A 22861-nucleotide genomic window follows, 5' to 3' on the forward strand; every position below is an offset into this window, starting at 1 on the left:
AAATGTAAGAAGAAAACACGTAGGGGGATTAGAAATGAGTGTTCTTGAAGTAAAAGGATTAACGAAGGTGTACCAATCAAAAGGTTCAGTAGCGACGACTGCTTTAAACGATATAAATTTTAAAATAGAAGAAGGCGAATTTGTAGGGATTATGGGTCCTTCAGGAAGCGGGAAAACGACGCTTTTAAATTTATTAGCAACAATTGATAAGCAAACTTCAGGTCATGTGCTTGTAAATGGTGAAGAAATTAATCAAATGCGTGCTGCAAAATTAGCGGAGTTTCGCCGTACACATTTAGGGTTCATCTTTCAAGATTTTAATTTACTTGATACGTTATCCATTAAAGAAAATATTATTTTACCACTTGTAATGGCGAAGAAATCTGTAAATGAAATCGATGCGAAAGTACTGGAAATTGCGAAGTTTTTAAATATCGAAGAAATTTTAAATAAAAAAGTATACGAAGTATCTGGGGGACAACAACAACGTGCAGCAGCAGCGAGAGCAATCATTCATGAACCGACGTTAATTTTAGCAGATGAGCCAACTGGAAACTTAGACTCGAAGTCAGCGAAATCGCTAATGGGCGCTCTGCAAGATTTACACGAGCAAAAGAAAGTAACGATTGCAATGGTTACGCACGATCCAGTAGCGGCTAGTTATTGTGAACGTATCCTTTTCATACGCGATGGGGAAATTTTCTCGGAAATACATAAAGGAAGAACGAAACAAGCCTTTTTCCAAGAAATTCTGGACGTACTTGCGATGCTAGGAGGAGAATATCATGAACTTTCGCCAGCTCGCGCTTAATAACGTAAAAGGAAATTGGCGTAACTATAAAGCGTTTCTTATAAGTAGTTGTTTATCGATTGTCGTATTTTTCATGTATGCTTCTTTTATTTATCATCCAGATGTCGTAAGCGGTAATATTAGTATGAGAAAGATGATCACAAAAGGATTAGAATCGATGAATTATATTGTGGTCATCTTCTCGGCACTCTTTATTTTATATGCAAATTCAACGTTTTTACGAGCAAGAAAAAAAGAGTTTGGTCTACTAACATTAATAGGCGGAACGAAATCGCAGCTCGGCCGAATGATTATATTAGAGCAACTGATGTTAGGTAGTATTGCAATTGTAATTGGTATTGGGGTTGGAATGCTTTGTTCAAAATTATTTTTCCAAGCGTTAAGCGTATTATTGAAAATAGATAAGACACTTCCACTTGTTTGGAATAGTAAAGCAGTTCTTATTACAGCTGCCGTATACTTTATCCTATTTTTAATCCTATCATTGTTTAGCGTTTGGACAGTAGGACGCTTGCAAATTATTGATTTATTAAGAGAAGCTAGAAAGCAAAAAGTAGAGCCGTTTGCATTTACATGGTTATGTGTAGTTGGTATAGGATGTATTATTGCTGCATATGTACTTAGCTTCCAAGTAACGTTTCTGAATTTTATTATTCTCTTTTTACCGGTGGTAGGACTGACAATTGGCGGAACGTATTTACTATTTACACAAGGAAGTACAGTCGTATTAAAAGCATTACAAAAACGAAAACAATCTTTTTATACGTACCCAAATATGTTCGTCCTTAGCAATCTTATTTATAAAATGAAAGATAATGCTCGTTTTCTATTTGTAATTTCTATTATTACGGCGGTAGTATCTTCAGCAGTAGGTACACTGTACGTATATTTTGAAAATATGAGTGCGAAAACGGTAGAACTTACACCACATGCTATTTCATATGAGGAAAAGGGGTTAAATACGCATAATCTTATTAATGAAGAAAAGGTACAGGAGCTTGTGAAGAGACACGGGTTTGAAGATGCGCGAAAAGTAACCTACGTTAAACTACAGGCAACACAGAAAATAACGTTGTTTAATAGTGAACATGAAGTACCGATGACGATTATTTCAGAAAAAGAATATAATGCAGAAGTGCGCAAACAAAAGAGAGAGCAACCTACAGAAGTTCATAATGCACCAGGTAGTGCAACGATGGTTATGGTTGATATGTCAAATGAACTGATGAAGATAGATCGTACGAAACCGTATGAATTTACAATTAACGGGCAAAAGCAGTCTGTTCAATTAAATAGTCCAACGCAGTATTCTGTTTTTAATGATAGTGAATATCTTATTGTAAATGATCAAGATTTTGAGAAATATGCAAAACTCGTACCAGATGAAGAAAAGACGAAATATTACGGTTATTATATCGAGGATTGGAAAAGTACAGAAGATCTTGTATTAGATTTGAAAAATGAAATTGCACCAGAAAAGCAAGGGGAATTGAGAAATTCAGTGTTTGCGTATAAGGATATAAGAGAAGGTGGAGCAATTACAATGTTCATCGGTTTCTTCGTAGCGGTACTGTTCTTCTTCTTCGCTTGTAGTATGACATACTTTAAATGGTTTAACGATAAAGAACAAGATCGTATTCAATTTAAATCGTTAAAGAGAATCGGTATGACAGATAAAGAAATTCGCAAAATTGCGATTCGACAAATGGGAGTTATCTTCTTTATCCCAATTTTAATCGGTTCCATTCATAGTGGAGTTGCTCTTCATACGTTAGGGAAAATGCTTTATATTGATTTATGGAAATCAGGTGGGCTTGTAATTGGAGCATACATTTTAGCTTCTGCCATTTACTTTATGATCGCGCAAAGAGGATATTTAAAACACGTAAAAAGCTAGGGGAACCTCTAGCTTTTTGCCTATGTAGTAAGTTACAGGAGGACGATAGATGAACATTTGGCAACTAGCGCTGCAAAATATAAAAGGGAATTGGCGTAATTATAAAGTGTTTTTCTTAAGTAGTTGTTTTGCGATATTTGCTTCTTACGCATATATGTCTGTCATTGTGCATCCGTATATGCAAGAGACGATGTGGTATCAAAACGTACGTTGGGGACTTATCATATGTAATGTTATAATCATTTCTTTTTTCGTCATATTTATTTTGTACTCTACTTCTATTTTCATAGAAGCACGTAAGAAAGAATTAGGGTTATATATGTTAATGGGAGCAACGAAATCTAACGTAATAGGAATGATTATGACCGAACAAATTTTAATCGGGGTCTTCGCGAATATTTTCGGTATTGTGCTCGGTATGATATTTTTAAAACTCTTTTTTATGGTATTTAGTATGTTACTGGGGCTTCCGAAAGAACTCCCTGTCATATTTGACGTAAGGGCGATTGGTGTAACATTTATTACATATATGGTCGTTTTTATTTTGTTATCTTTTATAAGTGCTTTACGTATATGGAATATAAAAATCATTCGGTTATTGAAAGAATTTCGAACAGATAAAAAAGAGAAGAAAACATCAAAGTGGCTTTGTTTATTCGGTTTTGCTTGTTTAGTGGGCGGGTATGCGTTGGCGCTACAAGTGACGATGACTACGATAGCAATATACTTTTTCCCTGTGTCTATACTTGTCTTTTTTGGAACGTACTTTTCTTTTACACATGGAGCTACCCAAGTGTTAGAAATGATAAAGCGAAATAAAAAGATTATGTATACATATCCGTATTTATTTATTGTGAATCAATTGTCACATCGAATGAAGGAAAATGGTCGCTTTTTCTTTCTGATGTCTATGGCAACGACGTTTGTAGTTACAGCAACAGGTACGGTGTTCTTATATTTTTCTAGCATGCAAGATATGTGGCGAACTGGAGGGGTACACTCGTTTTCGTACATAGAAAAAGGTATTTCTACTCATGAAGTCTTTGAGGAAGGTGCGGTTGAAAAATTACTGCATCAATATGAGTATGATGATTTTCAATATATGAGTTTTGTTGGAGTTTATGCATCCTTTCAGTCTAATAAGGGAGAAACAACAATAGTACCGCTTATAAAAGAAAGTGAATATAACCAAGAAGCAAGGAAACAAAAACAGAAAACGTATCGTCCTAAAAAAGGTACAGTGACACTCGTTTATTATAATAAATACAATAATTCGAATGTGTATAATCAAAAAGAGATTCAATTGCAAGTAATGAATCAACCATATCAATTCGTATTTAACGGTCAGAAAGAAGGGGTTCAATTTAACCATCACCCTTCGTACATTAATGGTCTGTTCTTCGTTATGAATGATGAAGATTTTGACAGTATAGCAAATCAGGTTCCTGATTCTGAAAAAATGATATATAGAGGCTACACATTATCAAATATCGAAAAGACGAAGAAATTAAATGAAGATTTACGAAGACATATAAAACAAGATAATAATAATGCATTTCGAAGCAATATGGAGTTGTATGTAAATATGAAAGAAGGCGGCGATATTACTCTATTTGTAGGCTCATTTATTAGTATATTATTCTTTCTCACTTCATGTAGTATCGTGTATTTTAAATGGTTCCATAATATTGCATCGGACCGAAAGCAGTATGGTGCACTCTCTAAACTTGGAATGACGAAGGAAGAAGTATGGAAAATTTCTCGTTGGCAATTATGTATGCTATTTTTTGCGCCAATTATAGTAGGGAGTATGCATAGTGCAGTTGCATTATATACGTTTCATAATACGCTTTTTATGGATGGATCATTAAGAAAAGTAGGTTTGTTCATTCTGTTTTATATCGCAGCATGTATCATTTATTTCTTCTTCGCTCAAAGAGAGTATAAGAAACATTTAGACTAGCGAATGCTAGTCTTTTTTAAAAATTCGAAATTTACATAGAAGAATATAAAAAAGTATGGTATAACAGTAAGAAAACGAAAAAGAGGGGAAAAGACGATGATTCGAGTAGGATATTTAGGACCAGAAGCAACATTTACAAATATGGCGGTGAGTCGTTTTTTTCCGGAAGCAGAGCATGTACCGTATCGAACGATTCCAGATTGTATAGATGCAGCTGCAAATGAAAATGTAGACTTCGCAGTTGTACCGTTAGAAAATGCAATAGAAGGTTCAGTGAATATAACGGTTGATTACCTTGTACATGAGCAGCCACTTTCCATTGTAGGAGAAATTACAGTACCAATTCAGCAGCATTTACTTGTACATCCGCAGTATGCAGAAGTGTGGGATGAAGTATATGCAGTGCATTCTCATCCGCATGCCATTGCACAGTGCCATAAATTTTTAAATGAAGAATTAAAAGGAGTAACTGTTCGAGATATGACATCTACAAGTGCTGCTGCACAATATGTGAAAGAACATCCTGAAGAGAAAATTGCCGCTATTGCAAATGAAGCGGCTGCAGAAAAATACGGATTAACAATTGTGAGACGTAGTATTCATACGCATAAAAATAATCACACACGTTTCTTAGTACTCCATAAGAAAAAGAAAGCAGTACTCCCGAATAACGGAGAGAACCGCGGAGAGAAAACGACGCTTATGATAACGTTACCTGCAGATTATGCAGGTGCCCTATATCAAGTGTTATCAGCTTTCGCATGGAGAAAATTAAACTTATCAAAAATCGAATCGCGTCCGATGAAAACAGGTCTTGGAAATTACTTTTTCTTAATCGATGTCGATAAAGCATACGATGACGTATTATTGCCAGGCGTAACGATGGAACTTGAAGCACTCGGTTTTTCTGTTACTGTGCTGGGGAGTTATTCTTCTTATTGGTTGTAAGATGTAGATGGAATGTTGGTATTTGTCTAATCGTCAATATCATTTCATTGCCTAATATATTTTTTAATAGATTAATAAAATCCCACCTGCAGAAGGTGGGATTCTTTATCCCGCTATTTGCCGGGCAGTAAGAGCCCCACCTCAAAATTCAGCGAAAGTGAAGAAGTTATGAGGGGATCGGGCTGATAATCAGTGGGGAATGAACAAAACCCCCACTGATTAAAGTTTCACTTTATTTCAACTTCGCAAGACGATCTTCTAATTGACCACGCCAAATATCAGCTAGTTCTGGAACAGCAAGAATCTTCTCGATGCCATCTTTATCTTTTCTATTATGAAAATAAATTTCGTTAGAGAATAAAACAGAAACATTGCTTGATGGACGTTCTAGTAATGTAATTTTTGAATCTTTACGTACAGTACCTTCTTGAAGAACGCGGCATAGGTAGCCAGTAAATCCAGTTGCTACAATACGCGGCAGTATGCCAGGGATGCCAAGGCGTTTTGAAATTGTGCTACAAGGTACGCGCGCTTGTGTCACTTGAATAATCGCTTCACCTAATTTGTATGTATCTCCGATGCAAACATCATGCTCTAACATATTTGTTACGGTAATGTTTTCGCCAAATGCGGAAGCTGGAAGTGTTGTTTGAAATTCTTTTTCCCATAGTGCGTAATGCTCGTGTGAGTACACACAAACTGCGCGATCAGGTCCACCGTGGTGTTTTAAATCTGCTACATCATCACCAAGGAAGCCATCTTTTGATAGGAAAGCTTCTTCGGTAAGTTCTTTACATATACCGGTAATCATTTCTTTATCTTCGCTATATTTCATTTGTTTCGGTTTCCCAATGCTAAAGTGAACGAGTTCAATTCCCATATTTGATCTCCTTTACGATTGATTACAATATTATAGCATTAAAAAAGCACAGAGAATGATAAAAACTCTGTGCTTTACATTAATAAACGAGAAATCCTGCTTTATCTAAAGCTTCGCAAGCAGCATCTAACTTCTCTTTAGAATCTGCTTCAATTGTATGTAAGTGAATACCATCTGTTAGTTGCGATAGATAGGAAGCGTTTGTGTTTTCGATTTTTTGTAAATATTGCTCTACATCAAAGCGATTGCTTACCATAATGGATGCTGTTAAGTCACCGTATACAGGATGCTCAACTTTTACGTCTTTAATCGTAACGCCGTGGTCAACAAGCATTGTAAGTTCTTGACGTACTTCTGCTGGTTTGTGCTGGCATACGATTACGCGTTCAAAAGTTTGTTGTTTCTCTTGTGGCTTTAAATATAAATAGCCTTGAGCAGTTGCAATAATTGGTTCGTTTCGTGCTTTAAGCAAGGAAATATCTTGCACGATAACTTGTCTACTTACGTTCGTCTTTTTCGATAGTTCATTCCCCGATAACGGTTCATTTGCAGCAAGAAGCCACTGGAGGATAAGCTGTCGTCTTTCTTCACCTAAAATCTTTTTTTGTTCATTTTGTTTCATTATGATTTAACACCTCTATAAAATTGATTTCCAATTGTGTGTAGTGCATGAATAGTAGTATCAATTTGATCTTTCGTTGTTTGTTGTCCGAAAGAGAAGCGGACATATTGTTTTGCCTCTTCATACGTTTTTCCAATTGCAAGCATAGTTTTCGAAGGTTCTTGTTTACCGACTTGGCAAGCACTTCCGGTGGAAATGGCGATACCATGGCGATTACATTCTAGCATAGTATATTGACCTTCTATTCCTTTTATTGTAACCCCAACAATATGTGGTAAACAAGAAGTAGAATGACCTTCTACTTCAATTTCTAGCGGAAGTGTTTGTATTTGCTCTAAAAAGTAGGATCGTAACTCTTTAAAACGTAAACTTTCTTCCCATTGAGTTTTTAATATATTTTCAGCAGCTGTTAAAAAAGATGCGATGCCGGGAACGTTCACTGTACCTGGGCGAAATCCTTTTTCGTGAGAAGTTCCTGGAAATACTTGTTCCCAGCGAGTTTGCGGATTTATGTAGCAAGCGCCGACACCTTTTGGTCCGTATATTTTATGTGCTGAAACAGAAAGACTATCAATCCCCATCTCAAAAACATGGATAGGCAGTTTACCAAACGTTTGCACACAATCCGTATGAAATAAAACATTATATTTTTTTAAAAGTGCCCCGATTTCTGTAATGTTTTGAACGGTTCCGATTTCAGAGTTTCCATGCTGTATACTTGCTAGCACAGTATCTTCCGTAATAGCTGCCTCTAAATCTACTAAACAAATGAGTCCATTTTTATCAACAGGAATTTCAGTGATCGTATAGCCTTTTGATTTTAGGGATTGAAAATAACTTCGAATGGATGCATGTTCCATAGGTGTCGTAATAATATGCTTCTTATTTCGGGCATTTAGAAGTGATTGGATTGCAAGATAGTTCGATTCCGATCCACCACTTGTGAAAAATATTCCTTGTTCTTTTCCTCCAATCATTTCCGCAAATGTTTTTCGGCAAACTTGTAATAAAGAAGAAGCCGTTCCTCCAATATCATGTAAACTTTGTTCATTTCCGAAGTATTGCGATGCTGCTTTCATATATGTTTGTAACGCTTCCTCGCTCATAGGTGTAGTAGCTGCATAGTCAAGATATATCATCATGTAAGTTCCTCTCTCTAGTAAGAGTTACATTTCTTTTACTTTTTAAATGGTAGTGAAAATAAGAATTATAAAAAAACTCTTGTCATTATTTTAAAACTATGTAAATATAGGTGTCAAGACAGTTGAAAAGTGTAAAGTAGGAGGCAACAATTATGCCAAGCGCAGATGTCTTAATTATTGGAAGTGGCGTTGCGGCACTTCGTGTTGCAAAAGAGATTTGTCACGAAAAGAATGTGATAATTATCACAAAGGAGACGAAACGTAATAATAATACACATTTAGCTCAAGGTGGAATTGCCGCAGCGGTAGCTACATACGACAATCCTAATGATCATTTTGAAGATACGCTAGTAGCAGGGTGTCATTATAACAATGAAGAAGTGGTCCGTTATTTAGTCGAGGAAGGACCGAAAGAAATTAATAACCTTATTGAAAATGGAATGAAATTTGATGGAGATGAAACAGGTCCTCATCTTGGAAAAGAAGGAGCGCATCGAAAACGTCGTATTTTACATGCAGGTGGCGATGCAACAGGAAAGAATTTATTAGAGCATCTTATTCAAGAAGTAGCTCCATACGTTACGGTAGTGGAACAGGAAATGGTGCTCGATTTTATTATAGAAAAAGATAAATGTGTTGGGGCTTTAACTCGCAACAATAAAGGAGAATTGAAACGTTACAATGCAGATTATACGGTGTTAGCTTCAGGCGGTATTGGCGGTTTATACGCCTTTACTTCTAATGATGAGACGATTACAGGCGATGGACTTGCAATGGTGTACCGTGCAGGCGGAGAGCTTGTAGATTTAGAGTTTATACAATTTCATCCGACGATGTTATACGCGGGTGGGCGTTGTTCTGGTCTTGTGTCCGAAGCTGTTCGCGGAGAAGGAGCTGTCCTTATAAATGGAAAAGGGCAGCGTTTTATGATGGATATACATTCCGAACAGGATTTAGCGCCTCGTGATGTAGTCGCAAGGGCTATTCATGAACAGCTACTTGCGGGTGAAAAAGTGTACTTAAACATCGAAATGATTCAAAACTTTGAACAACGCTTTCCGACCGTGTCATCGATATGTAAAAGAAATGGAGTCGATATAAATAAAAAACGTATTCCAGTCGTGCCTGGTACTCATTTTCACATGGGCGGCGTGAAAACGAACTGTGATGGAGAGACGTCTATTCCGAACTTATACGCAGTCGGTGAAGTAGCTTGTAACGGGGTTCATGGTGCAAATAGATTAGCGAGTAATTCATTATTAGAAGGTCTTGTGTTTGGAAAAAGAATCGGACGACACATTTTATCTAGAGAGACAAAAGAAAAGGTGAACATGCTAGCCGAAAAGGAAGCAAAGTTTATCGTTCTGAATCATTTACCGACGAAAGAAGAAATACAAAAATGCATGATGAAATATGTTGGGATTGTGCGAACAGAGCAAAGTTTATCTTATGCGAAGAGATGGCTTAGTAAGTATGGTGTTCGAAATATGATATTACAACATGATGTTCTTACGAATGAAGAGATAACGCTTATTAATATGTTAACGGTTTGTGAGCTTATAGTTGTGTCAGCCTTGCAAAGAGAAGAAAGTATTGGCGGGCATTACCGGAGTGATTATCCAGATAGAAATATAGGAAAGAAAGAGATTGTTCGAGTAAAGAGAAAACGACAACTTGTGTGATGAGGGGAAGAGGGGCTTTATGAACACGATAAAAGTTAAAGAAGCATTAAATCGATTTTTTTTAGAAGATATAGGGGAAAGAGATGTAACATCTCAGCTTATTTTTCCAGATAACTTGCTTTCGAAAGGAACGTTTCTTGCGAAGGATACAGGGGTCTTTGCAGGACGTTTAGTAATTGAATCAGGATTTAAATTAATTGATGAGAGAATTGAAGTAGAGCTTCATAAAAAAGATGGGGACCTTGTAGAAAAAGGCGAAATCATTGCAACTGTGCAAGGTCCAATTGCATCGTTATTAACAGCAGAGCGCGTTATATTAAATGTTATTCAGCGTATAAGCGGAATAGCGACGATGACGCGTAAAGCGGTTCTTGCTTTAGATAGCAGTCATACTCGCATTTGTGATACGCGAAAAACGATGCCAGGACTACGTATGTTTGATAAGCATGCAGTCGTGTGCGGCGGTGGATTTAATCATCGCTTCGGTTTATATGATGGTGTCATGATTAAAGACAATCATATTGCGTTTGCTGGTTCTATTACAAAAGCTGTTACATCAGTGAAAGAGAAGTTAGGACATATGGTGAAAGTAGAAGTAGAAACAGAAACTGAGGAACAGGTGAGAGAGGCTGTTGCTGCTGGTGCTGATATTATTATGTTCGATAATCGTACGCCAGATGAAATCCGGGAGTTTTCAAAAATTGTACCAAGTGCTATCGTTACAGAAGCTTCAGGGGGCATCACAATTGAAGATTTACCGAAATACGGAAAAACAGGGGTAGATTATATTTCACTTGGAGCGTTAACACATTCAGTGAAAGCACTTGATATTAGTTTCAATATTGAAGGATAAGGAAAGTGGCTTAGAGGGGAGAAACGTATATGAGTATTTTAGAACAAGTACAGCCAATTGAAACGATGTTACCAGAGCGTTATTACACGATGTCAACGGAAGATATGGAAAAGCGTGTTCGTGAAATTAAAGAGAAAATGGGGAAAATGTTATTCATTCCAGGGCATCATTATCAAAAAGATGAAGTGGTACAATTTTCAGATGCAGCAGGGGATTCACTTCAGCTTGCGCAAGTTGCAGCGAGCAATAAAGACGCAAAATATATTGTTTTTTGCGGGGTGCACTTTATGGCGGAAACAGCAGATATGTTAACGACAGATGATCAAGTTGTCATCTTACCAGATATGCGTGCAGGTTGTTCGATGGCGGATATGGCAGATATTGAACAAACAGAAAGAGCATGGAAAGAGCTCACGAAATTATTTGGAGATACGATGATTCCGTTAACATATGTGAACTCTACAGCTGCAATTAAAGCGTTTTGTGGTCGTAATGGAGGAGCAACAGTAACATCTTCTAATGCAAAGCAAATGGTATCTTGGGCGTTTACTCAAAAAGAACGTCTTGTCTTTTTACCAGACCAACATTTAGGGAGAAATACAGCGTACGATTTAGGTATCCCGTTAGATAAAATGGCAGTATGGGACCCGCACACAGATTCATTAGAGTACGATGGGGATATAGAAGAAATTCAAGTAATTTTATGGAAAGGGCATTGTTCTGTTCATCAAAATTTTACAGTGAAGAACATTGAGAGCGTACGAAAAAATCATTCTGATATGAATATTATTGTACATCCAGAATGTTGCTATGAAGTTGTAGCTGCTTCAGATTATGCAGGCTCAACGAAATATATTATTGATATGATTGAATCAGCGCCATCTGGTAGCAAATGGGCGATTGGTACAGAAATGAATTTAGTGAACCGAATTATTCAGCAACATCCAGATAAAGAAATTGTTTCACTTAATCCATTTATGTGTCCGTGCTTAACGATGAACCGAATTGATCTGCCTCACTTATTATGGACACTTGAAACGATAGAAAGAGGAGAAGAAATTAACGTTATTAGCGTAGACAAACAAGTAACGGCAGAAGCGGTTCTTGCATTAAATCGTATGTTAGAGCGTGTGTAAAGCAACGGTATTCCTGTTGCTTTTTTTCATACATATAATCATAACGAGAACGAAATGGGCATACATTGTTTTGAAGAAATCATTGTGGTTCTTTATGCTTATTCCGCTTCGAATGATATTGAAAATCGAAGAAGTGATAAAAGTGAAAAGAAGTTAATGTTATTTAGAAAGAGTTACTTCATGAGATTTGTTACTTATAGATAAGTTATACAGGAGGGGGAAAATTTGAAAATTCATATCGTGCAAAAAGGGGATACCCTTTGGAAAATTGCGAAAAAGTACGGAGTGGATTTTGACACGTTGAAAAAAACAAATACACAACTTAGTAATCCAGATTTAATTATGCCAGGTATGAAAATTAAAGTGCCATCCAAGAGTGTTCACATGAAACAACAGGCTGGAGCAGGTTCAGCGCCTCCAAAGCAATACGTAAAAGAAGTGCAGCAAAAAGAATTTGCAGCAACACCAACTCCGCTTGGAATAGAAGATGAAGAAGAAGTTACGTATCAATCAGCACCAATTACACAGCAGCCAGCTATGCAACAAACACAAAAAGAAGTGCAAGTAAAACCGCAAAAGGAGATGCAGGTAAAGCCGCAAAAAGAAGTACAGGTGAAACCACAGAAGGAGATGCAGGTAAAGCCACAAAAAGAAGTACAGGTGAAACCGCAAAAAGAAGTGCAAAAAGAACAGCCAATTCAAAAAGAAAAACCAGTTGAAAAACCGTCTGTTATTCAAAAACCACCTGTGATAGAAAAACAAAAACCGGCGGAAAAAGAAAACACGAAGTTTTCGGTAAATGTATTACCGCAGCCGCCACAACCACCAATAAAACCGAAAAAAGAATATAAAATTTCAGATGTAATAAAAAAAGGAAGCGAGTTAATTGCTCCTCAAATTAGTAAAATGAAACCTAACAATATCATTTCTCCGCAAACGAAAAAAAACAATATAGTATCGCCACAAGTGAAGAAAGAAAATGTAGGAAATATAGTATCGCCGCAAGTGAAGAAAGAAAATGTAGGGAATATAGTGTCGCCGCAAGTGAAGAAAGAAAATGTAGGGAATATAATATCGCCACAAGTGAAGAAAGAAAATGTAGGAAATATAGTGTCACCGCAAGTGAAAAAAGAAAATGTAGGGAATATAGTGTCACCGCAAGTGAAAAAAGAAAATGTAGGGAATATAGTGTCACCACAAGTGAAGAAAGAAAACGTAGGGAATATAGTATCGCCAAATGTATCGAAAGAAAATGTAGTTATTCCACAAGTCATACCGCCAAATATTCAAATGCCAATCATGGATAACAACCAGCCACCGAATATAATGCCAATCATGGATAACAATCAAATGCCGAATATAATGCCAATTATGGATAACAATCAAATGCCGAATATAATGCCAATTATGGATAACAATCAAATGCCGAATATGATGCCAATTATGGATAACAATCAAATGCCGAATATGATGCCAATTATGGATAATAATCAAATGCCGAATATGATGCCGATTATGGATAACAACCAACCGCCGAATATAATGCCAATTATGGATAACAACCAAATGCCGAATATAATGCCAATTATGGATAACAATCAAATGCCGAATATGATGCCAATTATGGATAACAATCAACCACCCAATATGATGCCGTATCAAATGCCGTATCAACAGCCCATGATGCCGCCGAATCCGTATTATCAACAACAAAATCCATATCAAATGCCATATCAGCAAGGAGCGCCGTTTGGACCGCAATATACGTCTATGCCAAATCCGAATATGATGCCAATGGATAATAATAATATGCCGCCGCTTGTGCAGGGTGAGGAAGATTGTGGATGCGGAGGAGAAAGTAGACTATATAGTCCACAACCAGGCGGTCCGCAATATGCGAATCCTTTATATTATCAACCAACTCAGTCTGCATATGCACCACAGCCAGGAACGATGTATTATCAACCAGATCCACCAAATGTATTTGGAGAGCCCGTTTCAGAAGAAGAGGACGAAGAAGAAGTTTAAAAAGGCGGGAGTATTCCCGCCTTTTTTACATTCCTGTTAATTAAGAAAATGAAGTTTTTTTATGAAGTGCTAGAAAATTCCCAGTGAAATATTAACAGTGTAAAAACCTTCTCTGTTACTCATCATAAGAGGGAGCTTTTCAGTAGAGAAGCTCATTCTAACAGAGGGGGTTTTTGTATTGAATACGAAAGTAAAAGTGATTGCTGCTTCTTTGTTAGTTACTAGTGCATTAGCTGCATGTGGTACACCAAAAAACAATGCAATGGATGGACGTAACTACAATTACGAGCGTACATCTTATAATGATACACACCAGTATCGTGATAATGTGACGCGTAATGATCGTTATACAGATTATGTAACATATAGAAATGGTCGTAACGATACAGGATACAATTATTATCGAGATGTAAATTACAATGGACAAATTGCTAATCCGCATCCAACTCGTAATATTACAATGAACAATTCATACATTAACAATGATGGTAAAACAGCTGAAAGAATAACAAATCGTGTGAAACGTATGAATAACGTAGACCGTGTGTCTACAGTTGTATATGGAAACGATGTAGCGATTGCGGTAAAACCACGTAACACAGTGACAAATGAAACGGCGATGGCTAACGAAATTCGTCAAGCTGTTGCAAATGAAGTTGGAAACAGAAACGTATATGTTTCTGTAAGAAATGATATGTTTACTCGTGTCGATGCAATGAGTACGCGTCTACGTAACGGTACAGTTACAAACGATTTTAATCGTGACATAGTGAATATGTTCCGAGACATTCGTTACGGTTTAACTGGTACAGTGCGATAACAAAACAAAAGAGGAAGGGTGAGCCCTTCCTCTTTATTCATCGTTGTCTTGTAAACGACGTTTTTTAATAAAATAACTAACGGAGTAAGAAACTAAAAAGCATATGAAAAGAATACTACCTGTTAAAATAGTTTCAAACAGTGGTCTTTCTGGACTGAAAATAATATAAATAATAGCCATAACGATTCCTACAATAAGGGAGCGGAAGACAAGTTTGTAATAAGGAGTTAACTGTATTTCCTTTTCGCCTTCTTCTACATCGATTGAAACACTTAACTGTAAATAAGCAAGTAAAATACTTGTAAACATAAATAATAGCCACAATGGAGATTTCGTAATTTGATCAATGCCTTCAGTGAATCCGATATAGCCTAAAATTCCAACTACGCCAATGTATTGAAAAAGAAAGACAATACGTATGTTTTTTAACATTTGAAGAATGAGGCGTTCATCCTTTATTTTTTTCATAATATTCATCCCCTGCTTATTATGATTTCGCTGTCACATTAATTGTAACATATATATTGCAATTATCAATTTATAATTTACATAAAATAATTTGGATGAAAGAGGAAATAAAATATTTTTATAAACATGTTGCACTTATACTTTATTAATGTTATATTAGCAAAGCGATGAGCTAATTTACGTAAGACGAGAGATATGCTTAAGTGCTAAACACGCGAATGTGGTCGCCTGGTCTCTCGCCGTAAACGCATCAAGACGCCTGCTTTGCAGGCGTCTTTCATTTTATATAAAAGTAAATGATACATGCAGATGAGGTAAACCCTTATCTGCATTTTTTATTTTTCGAAAGAAATGTAATATGGATAAAACCCCCATTTCCGGAAAAACTACTAATGAAAGTATGATCTTGCCTAAAAGAGGTGAACGGAAATGAAATGGATACTGATTGCGATGCAAGCTTTCGTTATGATGTTTTGTTTCGTTTATGGAACGAATGTGAAGGCGGAAGGGCCAGTACCAGAAGTAACGAAAAAAGAACCTGAGGTTACAATTTTATTAGAGCGTATGTATGTTGATGGCGAAGTAAGCGAAGAAATACTTACAGAAAAAGTGACGGATTTAGAAAAGTTTTTACAGCAGTATAAAGAATGGCAGCTCGTTGATCGTGATGATGTACAAATTGTATTGCAAAAGAAAGTTGATGATATTTCTCCGTTATTGAAAACGAGCGGGTATTTTGGTGTTTCAGAGGAAGGGATATTACAAATTTTCAAAGGTGTACCGAAAAGTGATAATGCGATCCATTCTTTCTTTCAAATTGATATGAAAAAGCTTGAGAGCTATGAACGTGCGAAATTGAAACGTGGCATTCGTATTAAATCAAAAGAAGGTTTTGTGAAGACGATTGAAAAAATGAAGCAATACGCAGTTCAAAGTAAGAAAAAAAGCAGCTCATGGTGAGCTGCTTTTTTCTTATTTGTTTTTAGCTAAAATTTCTTTTGCGATTTCATCAATTAGCATATCTTTTCCGATTGGATTGAATGCTTTCGTATTGAAGACTTCATTTGATACTTCATATACGTGATTATTTTTAACTGCTTTATTGTCTTTCCAAACGGCACTGTTTTTGTAGTCTTCGTAAACTTTATCAGCTTCGCCGCCGAAGTTTACAATAAACATTTGGTCAGGCTGGAATGCAACTAGACCTTCTAGTGATACTTGCGCCATCGTTTGTTTTAAATCCGTACCTTTTGTTGCTGGAAGTTTTAAGTCATTAAAGATGATGTCACCGTATCCGAAGCTACCGTATACACGGAAGTTTTGTGGTGTAACTGCAACGAACATAAAGTTCTCATCTTTTGTTTTCTCTTTAATTTTTTTAGATAAAGAGTCTGCTTTCTTATCGTAGTCTGCAATCCATTTGTCTGCTTTCTTCTCTTCGTCAAATAGCTTACCTACTTCTTTAAACTTACCACGCCAGTCTTCTAAGTTTGTTTCTAGAACAACTGTAGGTGCAACCTTTTCTAGTTGATCATAAATTTTTAATTGACGGTTGTTTAAAATAATTAAGTCTGGTTTTAAAGCAGTAACAGCTTCTAAATCAACTTTAGGTGCCCAGTACCAACCTACTGCTTTTACTCCATCTAACTTGTCTGTTAAGTGATTTTGGATTTTATCTTTATATGTATTTGCTGTACCAACAGGTTTGTGTCCAAGAAGTAATAGTTCTTCTGTTGATCCAGATAAGTCAACAATTCTCTTTGGATTTACTGGAATTGTAGCTTCACCTTTAGCATGTTTTACAACTTTTGTTTTCGGTTGTTCTTTTGCCTTCGATTCTTCTTTTTGAGAAGAACAGCCAACGATAGAAAGAACAACGAGCATAATAGTAAATAAAATAAATAGCTTACGTTTCATCCTGATGTAACCCCTTTAATTAGTATTGATAATCATTATCGACTTCTGTATATTAAGGTGCTTTAACCTTTCTGTCAATGGAAAATAACAGAAGTTTCAAGTGGAGAACATTTGTTGGGGTAGTCTCGCTTTTCTATCATTAAATATGTTAAAATGGAATACATGATTTAAGAGGGAGAGATCGTATTTTGTTTGAATATGTTACAGGTTACGTGGAGTATGTAGGGCCGGAATATGTCGTAATTGATCATAATGGAATTGGTTATCAAATTTTCACACCGAATCCGTATGTATTTCAAAGAAGTAAGCAAGAAATCCGTGTCTATACATATCATTATGTAAGAGAAGATATTATGGCACTTTACGGGTTTAAAACACGTGAAGAGCGTTTATTATTTACAAAGTTGTTAGGCGTGTCTGGCATTGGGCCAAAAGGAGCTCTTGCAATTTTAGCTTCTGGTCAAACAGGACAGGTCGTTCAAGCGATTGAGCATGAAGATGAGAAGTTTTTAGTGAAATTCCCAGGCGTCGGAAAGAAAACAGCACGCCAAATGATTTTAGATTTAAAAGGAAAACTAGCAGATGTCGTACCAGATGCATTTGTTGATTTATTCTCAGACACAGAACGTTTTGATGAGAAGAAAGGTTCATCAGCTGAGCTTGATGAGGCACTGGAAGCTCTGCGCGCACTTGGATACGCAGAACGCGAAGTTTCTCGTGTTGTACCAGAGTTATTAAAAGAATCATTAACGACGGATCAGTATATTAAAAAGGCACTTAGTCTTTTACTAAATGGTAAGAGGTGAGTATAATGGACGAACGTCTCCTTTCAGGGGAATCTGCATATGAAGATGCGGATTTAGAATATTCATTACGGCCACAGACGCTCCGTCAGTATATTGGCCAAGATAAAGCAAAACATAATTTAGAAGTATTTATTGAAGCGGCGAAAATGCGTGAAGAAACGTTAGATCACGTGCTTTTATATGGACCACCAGGTCTTGGTAAAACGACGCTTGCGAATATTATTGCCAATGAGATGGGCGTTAATGTTAGAACAACTTCAGGTCCCGCAATTGAAAGACCAGGAGATTTAGCTGCTGTATTAACAGCGCTTCAGCCAGGGGATGTATTATTTATTGATGAAATTCATCGTTTGCATAGATCAATTGAAGAAGTATTGTATCCTGCGATGGAAGACTTTTGCCTTGATATTGTAATTGGAAAAGGGCCTTCAGCACGTTCTGTACGCCTAGATTTACCGCCATTTACATTAGTTGGAGCAACAACACGTGCTGGAGCATTATCGGCACCGCTTCGTGACCGCTTCGGTGTACTTTCAAGGTTAGAGTACTACACAGTAGATCAGCTTTCTGCGATTGTTGAACGTACAGCAGAAGTATTTGAAGTTGAAATCGATTCGTTAGCTGCATTAGAAATTGCAAGACGTGCTCGTGGTACACCTCGTATTGCGAATCGTCTTTTAAGACGTGTACGTGATTTCGCGCAAGTTCGTGGTAACGGAACGGTTACGATGGAAATTACACAAATGGCATTAGAGCTACTGCAAGTAGATAAATTAGGTCTAGATCATATTGATCATAAATTACTGCTTGGTATTATTGAGAAATTCCGTGGCGGTCCAGTTGGATTAGAAACGGTTTCAGCAACAATTGGAGAAGAATCTCATACGATTGAAGATGTGTATGAGCCGTATTTATTACAAATTGGTTTTTTACAACGAACGCCAAGGGGCCGAATTGTAACGCCGCTTGCGTATGAACATTTCGGAATGGAGATACCAAAAGTATGACGGAGATGCCAAAGCTGCTTATTACAGCCGGGATCTTACTCATCGTTGTTGGATTAGCTTGGAAGTTCATTGGAAGGCTTCCAGGCGATATTTTTGTGAAAAAAGGAAACGTTACCTTTTATTTTCCTATCATTACATGTATTGTGTTAAGTATTGTATTATCTTTTATTATGTATATAATAAATCGATTTAAATAAGAAATAGGTGGATATAGCTATGGATATAAATCTGTTTGATTTTCATTTACCAGAAGAACTTATTGCACAAGTCCCGTTAGAAGAGCGTGAAACATCAAGATTAATGGTGTTAGACCGTGAAACAGGTGATATTGAGCATAAACATTTTACGGATATTCTTTCTTACTTACATGAGGGGGATTGCTTAGTTTTAAATGAAACGAAAGTTATGCCTGCTCGTTTGCACGGTGTGAAAGAAGATACAGACGCGCACATTGAAGTACTTCTTTTAAAACAAGAAGAAGGTGATAAGTGGGAAACGCTTGTAAAGCCAGCGAAACGTGTAAAAGAAGGAACTGTTATCTCTTTTGGCGAAGGGAAATTAAAAGCAACTTGCACAGGAACTGCAGATCAAGGTGGACGTCAGCTTGAATTTTCATATGACGGCATCTTCTATGAAATTTTAGATGAACTTGGGGAAATGCCACTTCCTCCATATATTAAAGAGACGCTAGAAGATCGCGATCGCTATCAAACAGTATATGCGAAAGAAATCGGTTCAGCAGCAGCGCCGACTGCGGGACTTCACTTTACAGAAGAGTTACTTGAGAAGTTAAAGCAAAAAGGCGTTCAGTTAGCATTCATTACACTTCACGTAGGACTTGGAACATTTAGACCAGTTTCTGCAGACACGATTGAAGAACACCATATGCACGCAGAATATTATCATATGTCTGAAGAGACAGCGGCATTATTAAATCGTGTGAAAGAGAATGGTGGACGTATTATTACTGTAGGTACGACATCAACTCGTACGTTAGAAACAATTGCAACAGATCATGAAGGTAAGCTTTGTGCCGCTTCTGGATGGACAGATATTTTCATGTATCCGGGATATGAATTTAAAGCAATTGATGGTTTAATTACAAACTTCCATTTACCGAAATCAACATTAATTATGCTTGTAAGTGCATTTGCAAATAGAGATAATGTACTTCATGCTTATAATGAAGCAGTAAAAGAAAAATATCGTTTCTTTAGCTTCGGTGATGCAATGTTCGTTGCATCTCACGCTAAAATGAGAAACAAATAAAAGGAGTAAGTTATGACAGCAATTCGTTATGAATTTATTAAGACATGTAAACAAACGGGTGCCCGTTTAGGTCGTGTGCATACGCCGCACGGTTCATTTGATACACCAACATTTATGCCAGTTGGTACACTTGCAACAGTTAAGACAATGTCACCAGAAGAATTAAAAGCAATGGATTCTGGCATTATTTTAAGTAATACGTATCATTTATGGCTACGTCCAGGTCATGAAATTATTCGTGAAGCAGGCGGCTTGCATAAATTTATGAACTGGGATCGTGCAATCTTAACAGACTCTGGTGGTTTCCAAGTATTCAGTTTAAGTGACTTCCGTCGTATTGAAGAGGAAGGCGTTCACTTCCGTAATCACTTAAATGGAGATAAATTATTCTTATCACCAGAAAAAGCGATGGAAATCCAAAATGCATTAGGTTCAGATATTATGATGGCATTTGATGAGTGTCCACCATTCCCAGCTACTTTTGAATATATGAAGAAATCTGTAGAGCGTACGAGCCGCTGGGCAGAACGTTGCTTAAAAGCGCATGAACGTCCGCAAGATCAAGGTTTATTCGGTATTGTACAGGGCGGGGAGTACGAAGAGCTTCGTCGTCAAAGTGCGAAAGATCTTGTTTCAATGGACTTCCCTGGTTACGCTGTAGGTGGTTTATCTGTTGGTGAACCGAAAGATATTATGAACCGTGTTCTTGAGTTTACAACACCACTTCTTCCAGATAATAAGCCTCGTTACTTAATGGGTGTAGGTTCTCCTGACTCGTTAATCGATGGCGCAATTCGTGGTATTGATATGTTTGACTGTGTACTTCCAACTCGTATCGCTCGAAATGGTACATGTATGACAAGTGAAGGTCGCCTTGTTGTAAAAAATGCGAAATTCGCAAGAGACTTCGGTCCGCTTGATCCAAACTGTGATTGCTACACATGTAAAAACTACTCACGTGCGTACATTCGTCACTTAATGAAATGTGATGAAACGTTCGGAATTCGTTTAACGTCTTATCACAACCTTCATTTTCTGTTAAACTTAATGGAGCAGGTGAGACAAGCTATTCGTGAAGACCGTCTTGGCGATTTCCGCGAAGAGTTCTTTGAACAGTATGGCTTTAATAAACCGAATGCTAAAAACTTCTAATACATAATTTAAAAGGAGGAACAAAAGATGAATGCAGGTATGATGAATATCGTTATGATCGTTGCGATGTTTGCGATTTTCTATTTCTTATTAATTCGCCCGCAACAAAAACGTCAAAAAGCAGTTGCTCAAATGCAAAGTGAGTTAGCAAAAGGTGATGCTATCGTAACAATCGGTGGTTTACACGGTACAATTGAATCAGTAGATGAGACAAAAATCGTTATTAAATCTGGTGGTTCACACTTAACTTTCGATCGCAATGCGATTCGTGAAGTTGTGAAAAACTAATGTGGAAGGCCCTGCATGAAATGTGCAGGGCCTTTTTTAGTTACTTTGCTTTGACATATTTACACCGAAAATACCACCGAGTGTACTCGCCCCCATTAATGCTAATTGATAAAGTAATTGTGAGTTCGATAAAGTTTGAGAAAAGCCTAAATAGTTAACTAGAAAAACGAGTATAGTGAACGTGAGACCTGTTGTGAGACCTACTAGCCAACCTTTTCCTTGAGCCTTTTTGCCGGCAGTAAATCCAGACATAAGCATAGATAAAAGAGCGAGTATAAAAATAGTAACGGTTAATGTCCCTTCGTTTATATTCGTAAACTTTAATAAAAGAGCCATAATCATGCTAGTAATAGATGCGAGAATTAGTAGTGTAACAATACCGAAGCCAATTGCAGTTGATAATTTTTTCGTTCCATCCATTTATGCATTCCCCCTTTTTAATACAAGCATATTTTCCTTTTGTCTAAGTTAGACTAGTTTCTTTTTTATAGGGGAGTCTATACGTAAAAAAGGAGATGTAGAAATGGAATGGATATCAATAATTGGACGGACAATGCTTTTGTATATCATCATCTTAATTATTTTTCGTCTTATGGGTAAACGTGAGATAGGAGAGCTAAGTGTATTAGATTTAGTCGTATTTATTATGCTTGGAGAAATGGCTGTAGTGGCAATTGAAAATACCGATAAATCACTTTGGCATCAATTAGTTCCGATGACTTTTCTTATGTGCATCCAAATTATTTTGTCAGTCATTTCCCTAAAGTATCAACGCTTTCGGCATTTAATAGAAGGTGAGCCGGCTATTCTTGTAAACGCGGGAAAGATTGATGAAAAGAAGATGAGAAAGCAACGTTATAATATAGATGATTTAATGATGCAATTAAGGGAACAAGGAGTTGGAGATATTCGGGATGTAGAATATGCTATTTTGGAACCGTCTGGGAAGTTATCTGTCTTTCAAAAACAAAAAAATAAACAAGATACATTGCAGTTTACGCTTCCTCTTATTATTGATGGAGAAATTCAATCTAGTCATTTACAAATGATTGAACATACAGATGCATGGCTTATTGAGAAATTAAAAAACTTAGGTTATAACGATGTAACACAAATTTTATACTGTAGTTTTCAAAACGGAAAATTTTTTGTTGATGTAAAAGAAGATTAGA

At 36.8% G+C, this 22861-nt stretch carries 22 protein-coding genes and 1 pseudogene; 17 read left to right on the forward strand and 6 right to left on the reverse strand.

Annotated features, from left to right (window positions below):
• Window positions 1–34 precede the first annotated feature (34 nt).
• The 4 genes from ACTFP3_RS28490 (at window position 35) to pheA (ending at window position 5619) form a co-directional block, all read left to right on the forward strand.
• Window positions 35–811, forward strand: coding sequence for an ABC transporter ATP-binding protein (locus ACTFP3_RS28490; protein WP_000114529.1), 777 nt, complete (start codon window positions 35–37; stop codon window positions 809–811).
• Entirely contained in the window at window positions 786–2708 is a 1923-nt protein-coding gene (locus ACTFP3_RS28495) for an ABC transporter permease (protein WP_086412191.1), read from the forward strand. Before ACTFP3_RS28490 ends, ACTFP3_RS28495 begins: the two co-directional genes overlap by 26 nt.
• Window positions 2709–2757: 49 nt before the next feature.
• Entirely contained in the window at window positions 2758–4671 is a 1914-nt protein-coding gene (locus ACTFP3_RS28500) for an ABC transporter permease (RefSeq protein ID WP_086389516.1), read from the forward strand.
• Window positions 4672–4767: 96 nt separating this feature from the next.
• Complete coding sequence (gene pheA / locus ACTFP3_RS28505) at window positions 4768–5619, forward strand: prephenate dehydratase (RefSeq protein ID WP_000621701.1); 852 nt, start codon at window positions 4768–4770, stop codon at window positions 5617–5619.
• 232 nt (window positions 5620–5851) lie between these two features.
• Here pheA and ACTFP3_RS28510 read toward each other — a convergent pair whose 3' ends face one another.
• From ACTFP3_RS28510 to ACTFP3_RS28520, 3 genes are all read right to left on the reverse strand, one after another.
• Window positions 5852–6499 (reverse strand): MOSC domain-containing protein, encoded by a 648-nt coding sequence (locus tag ACTFP3_RS28510; RefSeq protein ID WP_000510698.1) that lies wholly within the window; start codon window positions 6497–6499, stop codon window positions 5852–5854.
• A gap of 79 nt (window positions 6500–6578) precedes the next feature.
• Window positions 6579–7121 (reverse strand): transcription repressor NadR, encoded by a 543-nt coding sequence (locus tag ACTFP3_RS28515; protein ID WP_000812275.1) that lies wholly within the window; start codon window positions 7119–7121, stop codon window positions 6579–6581.
• Window positions 7121–8263: an IscS subfamily cysteine desulfurase gene (locus ACTFP3_RS28520; protein ID WP_000973766.1), complete on the reverse strand. Its 1143-nt coding sequence runs from the start codon at window positions 8261–8263 to the stop codon at window positions 7121–7123. The genes ACTFP3_RS28515 and ACTFP3_RS28520 overlap by 1 nt, the downstream gene beginning before the upstream one ends.
• Before the next feature lie 152 nt (window positions 8264–8415).
• On the opposite strand from ACTFP3_RS28520, the gene nadB reads away from it, so the two are divergent.
• From nadB to ACTFP3_RS28545, 5 genes and pseudogenes are all read left to right on the forward strand, one after another.
• A complete protein-coding gene (gene nadB / locus ACTFP3_RS28525) occupies window positions 8416–9945 on the forward strand; it encodes an L-aspartate oxidase (RefSeq protein ID WP_440011933.1) in 1530 nt (509 codons plus the stop codon).
• A 19-nt stretch (window positions 9946–9964) separates the two neighbouring features.
• The gene (gene nadC, locus ACTFP3_RS28530; RefSeq protein WP_088362138.1) at window positions 9965–10798 is read left to right on the forward strand and encodes a carboxylating nicotinate-nucleotide diphosphorylase; all 834 of its coding nucleotides are present in this window, start codon (window positions 9965–9967) and stop codon (window positions 10796–10798) included.
• Between the two features lie 29 nt (window positions 10799–10827).
• Complete coding sequence (nadA, locus tag ACTFP3_RS28535; protein WP_000025339.1) at window positions 10828–11934, forward strand: quinolinate synthase NadA; 1107 nt, start codon at window positions 10828–10830, stop codon at window positions 11932–11934.
• Between the two features lie 225 nt (window positions 11935–12159).
• A pseudogene (safA, locus tag ACTFP3_RS28540) lies at window positions 12160–12316 on the forward strand (SafA/ExsA family spore coat assembly protein); the annotation flags it as partial.
• 1824 nt (window positions 12317–14140) lie between these two features.
• On the forward strand, window positions 14141–14782 hold the full coding sequence (locus ACTFP3_RS28545) for a YhcN/YlaJ family sporulation lipoprotein (RefSeq protein ID WP_001093542.1): 642 nt from the start codon (window positions 14141–14143) through the stop codon (window positions 14780–14782).
• A 33-nt stretch (window positions 14783–14815) separates the two neighbouring features.
• Here the strand turns inward: ACTFP3_RS28545 and ACTFP3_RS28550 are convergent, their stop codons facing one another.
• Window positions 14816–15250, reverse strand: a complete 435-nt coding sequence (locus tag ACTFP3_RS28550) for a branched-chain amino acid ABC transporter substrate-binding protein (RefSeq protein ID WP_113304279.1) — start codon at window positions 15248–15250, stop codon at window positions 14816–14818.
• Window positions 15251–15679: 429 nt separating this feature from the next.
• On the opposite strand from ACTFP3_RS28550, the gene ACTFP3_RS28555 reads away from it, so the two are divergent.
• Window positions 15680–16210, forward strand: a complete 531-nt coding sequence (locus ACTFP3_RS28555) for a BofC C-terminal domain-containing protein (protein WP_000871192.1) — start codon at window positions 15680–15682, stop codon at window positions 16208–16210.
• A gap of 12 nt (window positions 16211–16222) precedes the next feature.
• Here ACTFP3_RS28555 and ACTFP3_RS28560 read toward each other — a convergent pair whose 3' ends face one another.
• A complete protein-coding gene (locus tag ACTFP3_RS28560; protein ID WP_000823606.1) occupies window positions 16223–17167 on the reverse strand; it encodes an iron-hydroxamate ABC transporter substrate-binding protein in 945 nt (314 codons plus the stop codon).
• A gap of 188 nt (window positions 17168–17355) precedes the next feature.
• Between ACTFP3_RS28560 and ruvA the strand changes: the two genes are divergently transcribed.
• Genes ruvA through yajC form a run of 6 tightly spaced genes read left to right on the forward strand, consistent with a single transcriptional unit; the run spans window position 17356 to window position 21689 of the window.
• Window positions 17356–17973 carry a Holliday junction DNA helicase RuvA gene (gene ruvA / locus ACTFP3_RS28565; protein ID WP_000464511.1) on the forward strand — a complete coding sequence of 206 codons (618 nt, stop codon included), beginning with the start codon at window positions 17356–17358 and terminating at the stop codon, window positions 17971–17973.
• A gap of 5 nt (window positions 17974–17978) precedes the next feature.
• On the forward strand, window positions 17979–18980 hold the full coding sequence (gene ruvB / locus ACTFP3_RS28570) for a Holliday junction branch migration DNA helicase RuvB (protein WP_000344449.1): 1002 nt from the start codon (window positions 17979–17981) through the stop codon (window positions 18978–18980).
• The gene (locus ACTFP3_RS28575) at window positions 18977–19177 is read left to right on the forward strand and encodes a DUF2905 domain-containing protein (protein ID WP_000138162.1); all 201 of its coding nucleotides are present in this window, start codon (window positions 18977–18979) and stop codon (window positions 19175–19177) included. Before ruvB ends, ACTFP3_RS28575 begins: the two co-directional genes overlap by 4 nt.
• Before the next feature lie 19 nt (window positions 19178–19196).
• Window positions 19197–20249 (forward strand): tRNA preQ1(34) S-adenosylmethionine ribosyltransferase-isomerase QueA, encoded by a 1053-nt coding sequence (queA, locus tag ACTFP3_RS28580; protein ID WP_326035937.1) that lies wholly within the window; start codon window positions 19197–19199, stop codon window positions 20247–20249.
• A 12-nt stretch (window positions 20250–20261) separates the two neighbouring features.
• On the forward strand, window positions 20262–21401 hold the full coding sequence (gene tgt, locus ACTFP3_RS28585) for a tRNA guanosine(34) transglycosylase Tgt (protein WP_000125365.1): 1140 nt from the start codon (window positions 20262–20264) through the stop codon (window positions 21399–21401).
• A gap of 27 nt (window positions 21402–21428) precedes the next feature.
• The gene (yajC, locus tag ACTFP3_RS28590) at window positions 21429–21689 is read left to right on the forward strand and encodes a preprotein translocase subunit YajC (protein WP_000991115.1); all 261 of its coding nucleotides are present in this window, start codon (window positions 21429–21431) and stop codon (window positions 21687–21689) included.
• 36 nt (window positions 21690–21725) lie between these two features.
• Here yajC and ACTFP3_RS28595 read toward each other — a convergent pair whose 3' ends face one another.
• Window positions 21726–22109, reverse strand: a complete 384-nt coding sequence (locus ACTFP3_RS28595) for a TIGR04086 family membrane protein (RefSeq protein ID WP_000349150.1) — start codon at window positions 22107–22109, stop codon at window positions 21726–21728.
• Between the two features lie 103 nt (window positions 22110–22212).
• Here ACTFP3_RS28595 and ACTFP3_RS28600 point away from each other — a divergent pair, with 103 nt between their 5' ends.
• Entirely contained in the window at window positions 22213–22860 is a 648-nt protein-coding gene (locus tag ACTFP3_RS28600) for a DUF421 domain-containing protein (RefSeq protein ID WP_000454817.1), read from the forward strand.
• Window position 22861: the final 1 nt, after the last annotated feature.

The sequence above is a fragment of the Bacillus cereus group sp. MYBK5-2 genome, from assembly GCF_051915685.1.
GTDB lineage: Bacteria > Bacillota > Bacilli > Bacillales > Bacillaceae_G > Bacillus_A > Bacillus_A cereus.